Origin of the sequence: Hufsiella ginkgonis (assembly GCF_009834915.1) — a bacterium.
GTDB lineage: Bacteria > Bacteroidota > Bacteroidia > Sphingobacteriales > Sphingobacteriaceae > Hufsiella > Hufsiella ginkgonis.
In genome coordinates this window covers 602,865-612,599 of sequence record NZ_WVHS01000004.1, presented here as the reverse complement: position 1 = coordinate 612,599, position 9,735 = coordinate 602,865, and the positions used below count along the sequence as shown (strand labels likewise).

General features: G+C 51.6%; 6 protein-coding genes. 5 read left to right on the top strand and 1 reads right to left on the bottom strand.

The genetic code is table 11. From position 1 onward, the window contains the following. Positions 1-1,960: immunoglobulin domain-containing protein (locus GS398_RS18765; RefSeq protein ID WP_160908337.1), on the bottom strand; the 1,960-nt coding region annotated here is incomplete at its 3' end. 229 nt (positions 1,961-2,189) lie between these two features. Between GS398_RS18765 and GS398_RS18760 the strand changes: the two genes are divergently transcribed. The 5 genes from GS398_RS18760 to GS398_RS18740 all read left to right on the top strand — a co-directional run bounded on the left by GS398_RS18760 (position 2,190) and on the right by GS398_RS18740 (position 9,654). Next, positions 2,190-4,769, top strand: coding sequence for an NACHT domain-containing protein (locus GS398_RS18760; protein ID WP_160908336.1), 2,580 nt, complete (start codon positions 2,190-2,192; stop codon positions 4,767-4,769). 73 nt (positions 4,770-4,842) lie between these two features. Next, positions 4,843-6,141 carry a rhamnogalacturonan acetylesterase gene (locus tag GS398_RS18755; protein WP_160908335.1) on the top strand — a complete coding sequence of 433 codons (1,299 nt, stop codon included), beginning with the start codon at positions 4,843-4,845 and terminating at the stop codon, positions 6,139-6,141. A 29-nt stretch (positions 6,142-6,170) separates the two neighbouring features. Then, positions 6,171-7,523, top strand: coding sequence for a glycoside hydrolase family 88/105 protein (locus GS398_RS18750; protein WP_160908334.1), 1,353 nt, complete (start codon positions 6,171-6,173; stop codon positions 7,521-7,523). Between the two features lie 103 nt (positions 7,524-7,626). Then, positions 7,627-8,841, top strand: coding sequence for an oligogalacturonate lyase family protein (locus GS398_RS18745; RefSeq protein ID WP_160908333.1), 1,215 nt, complete (start codon positions 7,627-7,629; stop codon positions 8,839-8,841). A 264-nt stretch (positions 8,842-9,105) separates the two neighbouring features. Continuing rightward, complete coding sequence (locus tag GS398_RS18740) at positions 9,106-9,654, top strand: RNA polymerase sigma-70 factor (RefSeq protein WP_160908332.1); 549 nt, start codon at positions 9,106-9,108, stop codon at positions 9,652-9,654. Positions 9,655-9,735: the final 81 nt, after the last annotated feature.

The following is a 9,735-nucleotide window of genomic DNA, read 5'->3' as shown; positions in this document are numbered from 1 at the left end:
TCTGGAAGCCTTCGATCACCACGGTAGTTGCTGCGCTTAGCGACCGGCATCCGGCGGCACTTACCGCTTCGGCAGTGTAAACGCCGGCATCGGCTGCAGTCGCATTGGTTACCTGGAGGGTGGCGCCGGTAAAGGCGGGCAGCAATACGCCATCCTTGTACCAGGCATATGATGCTGCGTCGGGCGAACTGGCGTTTAGCAGCAGCGTGCCCCCTGTTTGTACGGTTATTGTGCCGGTTTGTGTAAGCACTGGTGCCGCAGGCAGCGGGTTGATGGTAAAGCTTACGCTTTTGCGGTCGGCGGCCAGCGTTTCGCAGAGGCCGGTACCGCTTACACCAGCACTATAGGTATAGGAAGCGCCAGCGGTTACCGGAACAGTAAATATGCCGGTGGTGTTGCTGGCAACCAGCGTTGGACCATTATAAAGGTAATATACCGGGCTGGTAATGCCGGTGCTGGTAACATTAATGGTGGCCGTAACGGCGCCGTTGATACAGGCAGCGCCGCCCGGCGTTCCGTTCACATTGATGGCGGCGACTACGCCGGCCGGCGTTACCGTAACCACCACGGCGTTTCGCCCGGAGGCATTGGTACAACCTGCGCGCATAGCGTTTACATAGAAGGTGTAAGTACCGGGTGCAAGTACGCCGGGCGAATAGGTAGCGCCAGCAGTGCCCGAGCCTCCTGTGGGAACGGTATACCAGGTATAGGTAACGCCTGGCTGCGGATCGGTGACAGCCAGGTTTACCGCCGTACCGGTACAAACGGTGGCGGCGGCGCCGGCCGTACTGTTAACGGATGTACCCGGGCGTGCGATAATGCGCGAAACCTCGTGAAGGCGAATGGTAGCCAGTGCATTTAACACGCCGCCAAGGCGAAGCGTTACCCGGTCGAATATCCCGGAGGGTACGAACTGGATCGTGTAGCTGTTGGTCGAACCGTCGAGCAACTGCAGCTGGAGGAGACCGCTGGAATTATCCACCACCCCGTTGGAGGTGGTGCCGTTGAACGATTCGACCGAGATCCCGGTAAGCAATTGCGCTTGTACCAGGGTGCCGGGCACTGAAATTGTAAACCGGACAGTGTCGCCGGCTACAGACGCACCCGGGAATATGGTAGTATGCCTTACATCGCCAATAAGATTGGCGCCGGATGTTAACGTGGCATAAGTGGCGGGATCGCCGTCGATGGCATCGAATTCATTAAATACACCGCCAAAAGCGACTACGGTGCCGTTAATGCCTCCCAGCGCATCTATCGGCGCATCACAGTTAATGCCTGAGGCGGGCTTAAGGAAATAAGCATGGTAGATGTCGAGGCGAGACTCCACCCCAACGGTGAGTAAGCCGCCCTCGGCGGCCAGCCGTATACGTACGCCATTATAGGGTACGCCGGGTACAATGGTGATCTCCTGCTGGCTGGGCCCGTTTGATACCGCCGCCAGGTTGCCGTTTGATTGGCTGAACACAGGTCCCACCGGCACACCGCTATTTACCGCCTGGATGGTAATTCCGTCCAGCAATCCCGCAAGCGAGGATCCTGTACCTACTTTAATGCTTACCGGTGTGGTAGCGGTTGGCAGATCGGAGCCCGTGAAGAGCAGTGTTTGCTCGGCAACGCCGCCCACCGTTACGTTGGTTAACGGCAGCAGGTCTATATTAGCGGCCGTTACAAAAAGCGATGAGCGTGTACGGGGGTCAGCGTCTTTGGCGTTGTCGGGATTTTCCACCCGGGCCAGCGTGTTTAACAGGGGGCCGCTTAAAGCCACGTTTAATAAAGCGGTTTGCGCGGCATTCAGCGATACCGATGGCTGGCCGGTGACGTTCGTGTTTTGGTTATTTGCATATACGCGTTGCACAGGCTGTGCCTGCGCGATAAGTGCTGAGATGATCAGCAATAATGTAAGCGTTAAGCAAAGGTACCTGCGTAGATACCGCGGCAAAGTAGAGGTTCGATCCATAGCTAAGAGTTTGAATGGAGTAACCTTTAGTCATATTATTTGTGATATTCATTTTATTCATTGACCAAGCGGTAGTTTTTGATCTGTTCATTTTATTCATTTTTTTGTTCTTTTAACACAAAATTAACGGGATAGAAGTTGTAGCTTTGATTTAACGGGCGTGCGTGCCTGTTAAGCGGGCGTATCTACCTGCTACCATACTGTTGGGCGTTCTCAAAATTTTTCGCCTATGAACGAAAACTACTATTTAGGAGAACTTAAGAAAGTTGTTCTGTATAAAGCCGGTATAACCAGTATTACGCCCGCTGACTGTCGTTATCTTTCTGCTGCCATCAATAAAGCTACCCGTAAGTTTGTAAGCGAAACCACGCTTAAACGACTTTTTGGATTTGCAGATGCCAAGCACCATTTCTCGTTGTTCACACTTACCTCCATTTGCGAATACGCCGGTTTGGAAAGTTGGGACCGGTTTAAAAAAGAGATGGACGACCTGTCGCAAAAACCTGGAACAGACAGCTGGACAGAATTTCGCGGCAGGGCCGATAAGATTACAGGCTTTACACTTAAAACCATCCGCAACCGGTCGGGTATTCCTTATGCATTAACCACCGACAGGAAGTTCGCTGAAACAGATCTTGATTATTTCATGGCATCTGAGATGAGCTTTACCTGCCTGGTTTCCCAACCCGGCTATGGAAAGTCCATTCTGCTCTGCAGGATGGTTGAACAGCTTTTTCGTGCGCAGGATGCACCGTATAAAGACGATGTGGTGTGGTTTATGAACACCAGCATACTGCAGCAGATCAGTTCGGGAGCGCTTACGCTCGAAAACTGGTTGTCGTTAGAGTCCGGGTTCGGTTATAAGATCAGTTTCTCGGATTATTTCAACCGCTATCCCGCAGAGCGGAAAGGAAAAGTGGTGGTGGTAATAGACGGTTTTGACGATGTGTTGTTCAAACGCGACCAGGTGGAACGATTGTTTGACGCCGTAATAGACTTTATCTGCGAAAATGAAGACAATCCGTGGTTGAAAGTGATCCTGAGCATGCGGTCTAACAGCTGGCTCACTTTTTACGACCGCATCAGGGAATCCGCCTACCTGGGCGAAAAATGGTATCCTGGCTGTTATTTCAGGCATGATGACGTGACTAACGTGCCGCCGCTCTCTGACAACGAGGTGTCGGCTATTCTCAGGAAGATAGACAGCAACTTTACGGACCTTCAGAACGTAAATCCCAATCTCAAAAAACACCTCAGGTTCCCGTATTACCTGCAGCTGTATTACCAGATCAGCCACGAAAATCAAGATTTAGACTATCATAAAAGTGCGACGTTTTATGAGCTGGTATCGGATTTTATCCGGCAGAAGATCTATTCTTCGGGCGATACCCCGGGAAAGGTTGCAATTATCCGGGAAATGATCAGGTCTACCGCTTATGGGAAAAATGGCGCCCAGTTGTATAGCGAACAGTTTGAGATGCGGAAGCCGGGAGAAAAGCTTGCATTTACCGAACTGCTTCAAAACGGCATCCTGGCTGAGGAGAAACACGCCGACCAATCCATTCACAACGGAATTGTGAGGTTTACGCACCAGCATATTTTTGAGTATTTCCTTTCGATGGGGCTTATCGAGAAATACGCGGGCGAGGTAAGCGACGAACTGCTTGAGCACGTGCTCACGGAATATCGGGGTAACCCGGTAAAAGTGCAGATCCTGCAATGGGTAACCCGGTATACCATCGTGCAGGGGCGGCTCGAACCGCTGCGCGCCATCCTTGCGCTGGAGCTGCCTCCTTCAGAAAAATGTTACCTGCTGCTGTTCATCGCCGAAGTACTGGTAGCCAAGACCAGGTGCCGGCCGGAACTGAGCCTGCAAATTGTAGATTTCGATATTCACCAGGCCTTCCTGGCGGAATTGAGCCTGTTGAACTATAGCGACCCTTTTTACCATGAAATAGTCCGTTTGCTGAGCCTGACCACGAACGAAAAAAAATACCTGTATACCTATCATGCCGTGATGGGATGTATCGCAGTGCTGAAATTAGACTTGCTGGGTATTAAAACCCAGGCGATAGTGCTGCAAAAGCTGAACTATCATTTTGAAGGCCCTATCGATCCGCTGTTATGCCTTAACCACTTGCATATGAAGTTGTCGGGACAACAAGACGTCGCATGGTTCGAAGATATGACGTTTGAACAGGTTAACCGGTTCATTCACGCAGATCGGGCGCGCAAGGGCCCGGTAATGCCGGAACAGTCTGTGGCCTATATGAGTATGTTGCTGGTTAATGCCTTCTCGGGGGATATGAAAACGATCAGTTCGATCATTTGCCGCATCCGTGCCGACCATCCGGGAATCTTTTACCGCCGCAGGTCGGGTTTTGCCGCACATTTGCTGCTGCTGCAGGGTGTTTCTTTCGCCGGCGAGGGTGATCCGGAACATGCATCGAAAATCGAGCGGCATTTAAGCAGGCTGGAAGTGTGTACCAGCGAGTATTCCAAGCATAACTTCGCCAATCTTTTGCTGCTCAGGGCCGTTATCAATAAAGAGGTGCCCTGCAGCTTCATCAAATATATGCAGCAGGCGGCATCGTTGTTTAAGAATTCGGACTTTATGATAACCAGGTTCTTTATGTCGTCGCAGATGCTGAAGTATTACCGGGAAACCGGTGACTTAAAAAATGCAGAAGCGGCCATCGACCAGTTAAAGCTGATCATCGAAGAAAAAGGGGTTTCCGCGGACTTGCTGAACATGGGCGTTTTTAACACGGATCATGCGCTGGTACTGGCATCAGGAATCACCCGATGAACTGGGCATGACAGTGCATGACGCTGTTTCGTACAACCTTTTCTACTTTGCAGCCGACTAACTATCGGACCGGATGAAACCCAGGATCTTTCTGACATCGGCATTGGTTGCCGCCTTGTTTGCTGGTGCGAACGCGCAGCAGGCCGTTTCCTTTAAATTTGATTTCGGGCCCGGTAAAGCGGCTCCCGGCTACGTACAGGTACTGCCTGAAGCGGTATATTCCGCCACCGCGGGATTTGGTTTCGATTTTGGCACAAGGCCTTCCGGGTTAACCCGTAAAGGAAGTAACCCGTTAAAGAGCGACCTGGTGCGAAGCACGACACCCTTTTATTTTTCTGTGAACGTGCCCGAAGGCAATTACGAGGTGAGAGTGACGCTGGGCGATCCGGAAGGAACTTCGTACAGCACGGTGAAGGCCGAGTCGCGCAGGCTGATGCTGGAAAATGTGCGCACGTTTCGCGGGAAGTTTATTACGAAAACGTTCATCGTATATGTTAAAGACCGGAAGATCAGCACTGGCGGACAGGTGGCATTAAAAGAGCGGGAGCTCACCAAGCTCGACTGGGACGATAAGCTTACGCTGGAGTTTGACCAGGAAACGGCGTTGAGCTCGCTCGAGATCAGTAAGGTAGATGACCAGGTGACGGTATTCCTCGCGGGAAATTCGACCGTAGTGAACCAGGAAGAAGAGCCCTGGGCTTCTTGGGGACAGATGATCACACGCTTTTTTGAACCGGGTGTGGCTATTGCCAACCAGGCGGAATCGGGACTGTCTCTGGGCAGCTTTATCGGCCAGAAGCGCCTGGATAAGGTGCTGAGCGTGATGAAAGCCGGCGATTTCGTGTTTGTGGAGTTCGGCCATAACGACGAGAAGGAGAAAGGCGCGAACGACGGCCCATATAAGTCTTACAGCGACCGGCTACGCCTCTTCGCCGATAAAGTGAAAGAGAAGGGGGGCACCCTGGTGATCGTAACACCCACCGCCCGCCGTTCATTTAGCGGCAATACCATGGTGAATACCCATGGGGATTACCCCGACGCGGCACGTAAGGTAGCCGTAGAAAAAGGGGTAGCCCTGATCGATCTTACCGCGCTGAGCACGCAGCTGTTTGAGGCAATGGGGCCGGAAGGATCGAAGAACGCGTTTGTGATATACCCCGAAAAGAACATGAACGACAATACGCACTTTAATCCCTATGGCGCGTACGAGCTGGCAAAGATCATTGTGGAAGGGATTAAGGCGAATAAACTTTCACTGGCGAAATACCTGGTGAAACGACCGGCATTCGACCCCCGTCACCCCGACGCGTTTGCTGAGTTCAAATGGCCGGAAAGCCCTAAGGTTTCGCTGGTGAAGCCTGATGGAAACTGAACGTCGAACATCAAACCCCTCATACCGATATGAAACGAGATCTCCTTCCCATAGCACTTATCGCGTTATTGTTTTCAGGCTTATCGGCCTATGGCCAGCATGTGCCCAAAGGCAATGATGTAACTACCCCGCTTCATTTGTTGCAGCCGGATTATCCCGTACCTTATGGCAAGACAACGCAGCAGGATGTAAAAGCGGTGCTCGACCGGGTGTACCGGTACCTGGAGGAGGTAACCCCGGCTAAGCTGGTAAATAAACAGGGTGAGGCGGTAGCAGATTTCTCAAAAGTAAGCTCGGGCGACACCTTTAAACCCGGTGATTTCCGGCTGACAAGCTATGAATGGGGCGTTACCTATTCGGGGATGCTGCTTGCCGGCGAAACCACCGGAGACAAGAAATTTACCGACTACGCGGTAACCCGCGTGAATTTCCTGGCAGATGCCGTTTCGGCGTATAAGAACTTGCTTAAAACCGATCCGAAGGCAACTACGCCCGTCCGTTCCGTGATCGATCCGCATGCGCTTGACGATGCGGGATCGCTTTGCGCGGCCATGATCAAAACGGCGCGTACCGGGGCGATCACGTCTGACCTGCGCCCGGTGATCGATAACTACATCAACTACATCATGACCAGGGAGTTCCGCCTGCAGGACGGCACCTTGGCGCGTAACCGGCCGCAACCCAATACGTTGTGGCTCGACGACCTGTACATGAGCCTTCCTGCGCTTGTGCAGATGGGAAAGCTCACCGGCGACGGTAAATATTTTGACGAGGCGATCAAACAGTTCGGCCTGTTTTCGAAGCGTATGTTTAACCACGAAAGAGGTTTATATATGCATGGGTGGGTGCAGGAAATGTCGGTGCATCCGCAATTCCACTGGGCGCGTGCCAATGGCTGGGCGATCATGACCAAGGTAGAGATCCTGGATGCGCTCCCGGAAACCCATCCCGCCCGGGCGGCCATTATCGCACAGCTGAAAGAGCATGTGAACGGCATTGCCTCCCGCCAGGATGGTACCGGTTTCTGGCACCAGCTGCTCGATCGTAACGATTCGTACCTGGAGACGTCGGCCACGGCCATTTACGCTTACTGTATCGCACATGCCATCGGTAAGGGCTGGATCGACGCGAAGGCGTATGGTCCTATGGCATTGCTGGCGTGGAACGCGGTAAGTAGCAAAGTGTCGGCCAAAGGCCAGGTTGAGGGCACTTGCGTGGGTACCGGTATGGGCTTCGACCCTGCATTTTATTATTACCGCCCGGTAAACGTTTTCGCCGCACATGGCTATGGACCGGTGCTGCTGGCGGGGGCGGAAATGTTCAGGATGTTAAGCGCGCATCCGTTCGTGATCAATGATAGTGCGGTGCAGGTGAATAAGTAGCTATAACGGGCAGTTTTGTTCGCTTTTAGCCTGGTTCGGTAATAACAGGGAGCAATTTAAACAAGTAAAGGGCTGACGGCTGAAGCCGGTAAAATATGATATTATGAAAAAACTAATTGTTTTCGCAATGCTGGTACAGGTTTACGGGGTGTCGTACGCACAACCCGTTATGGTAACCGGTTCTCAAAAGCCTATGCCTGCGGTCTGGATCGACCAGGATACGGGGCATAAGGTGATGCGATTATCGGGGAAAACCGGCGCCATTGGGAACTGGTATTTCCACAACAACCCTTTTTTCAAACAGAAAGGAAAAGAAGGAGACAAGATGGTTTTCGCCGAGTCGGACGGCCAGACGCGGCAAATATTTGCGTTGAACCTGGCCACCATGGCGGTGGAGCAGCTTACCACGGGAAGCTCGCCCAAGCGGCTGCTCGCCATGAGCGCGCAAAAAAGCCGCGAATTTATTTACCAGGTAGGCGACAGCGTATTTGCAGGAAGCATCGACACCAAACGGTCGAGGCTAGCAGTGGTATTGCCTGCTGATAAGAAAGGCGGAATTTCTACCGTTAATGCCGACGCCACTTATTTTGCCGGTAAGCTGAATAACGACGAAGAGCGTAAGATCCTGCAGCAGTACCCGCAGAAAAGCCAGTATTTTAACAGGATCTATGACGCGCACTTATTGAACAGCATCTTTACCATTGAAGCGAAAACTGGCGCGATGAAAGTTATCCACGAAGAAAATAATTGGTTGGGTCACATTCAGTTTTCGCCCACCGATCCCAATATCCTGTTGTTTTGCCACGAAGGCCCCTGGGAAAAAGTGGACCGGATCTGGCGATACAACATCGCTTCCACCGAAACCACGCTCATGCATAAACGCACCATGCCCATGGAAATAGCCGGGCACGAATTTTTTAGTCCTAAAGGTGAAACGATCTGGTTCGACCTGCAGAAACCGAAAGGGAAGACATTCTTCCTTTCGGGTACGGATGTAAAAACAGGCAAGGAGGTAGCCACCTACGAAATGACGGCCAACGAATGGTCCATCCACTTTGCGACCACCCCCAGCCAGGACCTGTTCGCCGGGGATGGCGGCGACCCTACCCAGGTGGCACGGGCGGCGGATGGTATGTGGATCTATGCCTTTTACCCGGATGGAAAGAAATTCAGGTCGGAACGCCTTGTAAACATGAAAGGCCACGATTACCGTGCGCTCGAACCCAATGTGCACATTACACCCGATAATAAATGGGTGGTTTTTGGCGGTACGTTCGAGGGGACGAGGGAGACGTATGCGGTGCAGATTGGCAGGTAGTTATCGGTAGTCAGTTATCAGTTATCAGTAGTCAGTTATCAGTAATCAGTTATCAGTTATCAGCCGTCAGCTGTCAGCCATCAGCTGTCGGCCATATGCTATCAGTTCGGGGCATATGGAGGAACTGGCTACTGATAACTGACTACTGATAACTAAAATGTTACAGGACACCACAGGTTGCCGCCTAAAAACTGATTTTATACATTAGCCGATACCAATTATAGACCAGGCGTAATGCTCAGGACGCCGAATTTGCTGAACAGGATGGATCCCCGGAAAACAGGTAATGACCAGATGACGGATATCAAGGACTTATTTAATAAGTACTATGGCCGCCTGGTGCATTTCTCGTACCAGATCGTGGAAGAAAAAGCGGTAGCGGAAGACATCGTGCAGGATATGTTTATCCGGTACTGGGACCGTAAGGAGCCGTTAATAAACAACGAAGCTTCTCTGAAAAGCTATTTTTACACCAGTGTGCGCAATGCCAGCCTCAATTCGGTAAGGCATAACAAGGTTACCGAGCAATACCGGAAACAGCAAGACCCGGCGCCTGTGCAGGAGGCGGTGCTGCAGGCCATCATCCGCTCGGAAGTGTTTGCCGAACTGTATGGCGCCATCGCGAAGCTTCCCGAGGCATGCCGGCAGATCTCCCTGAAGAGCTACCTGGAAGGGATGAAAAACCATGAGATAGCATTGGAGCTCGGCATTTCTGTAAATACCGTGAAAACCCAGAAGCAACGCGCATTAAAACTGCTCCGCATATATTTAAGACCGGAATTGTTATCCTTATTGACGATTTTCTTTCCTTAGACAACATCAGCGGAAATAAAATAAATTAAGATTTATTTTTTACTCGTGTCACCCAAAAGTTACGTTCAAGTGTCTTAGCTA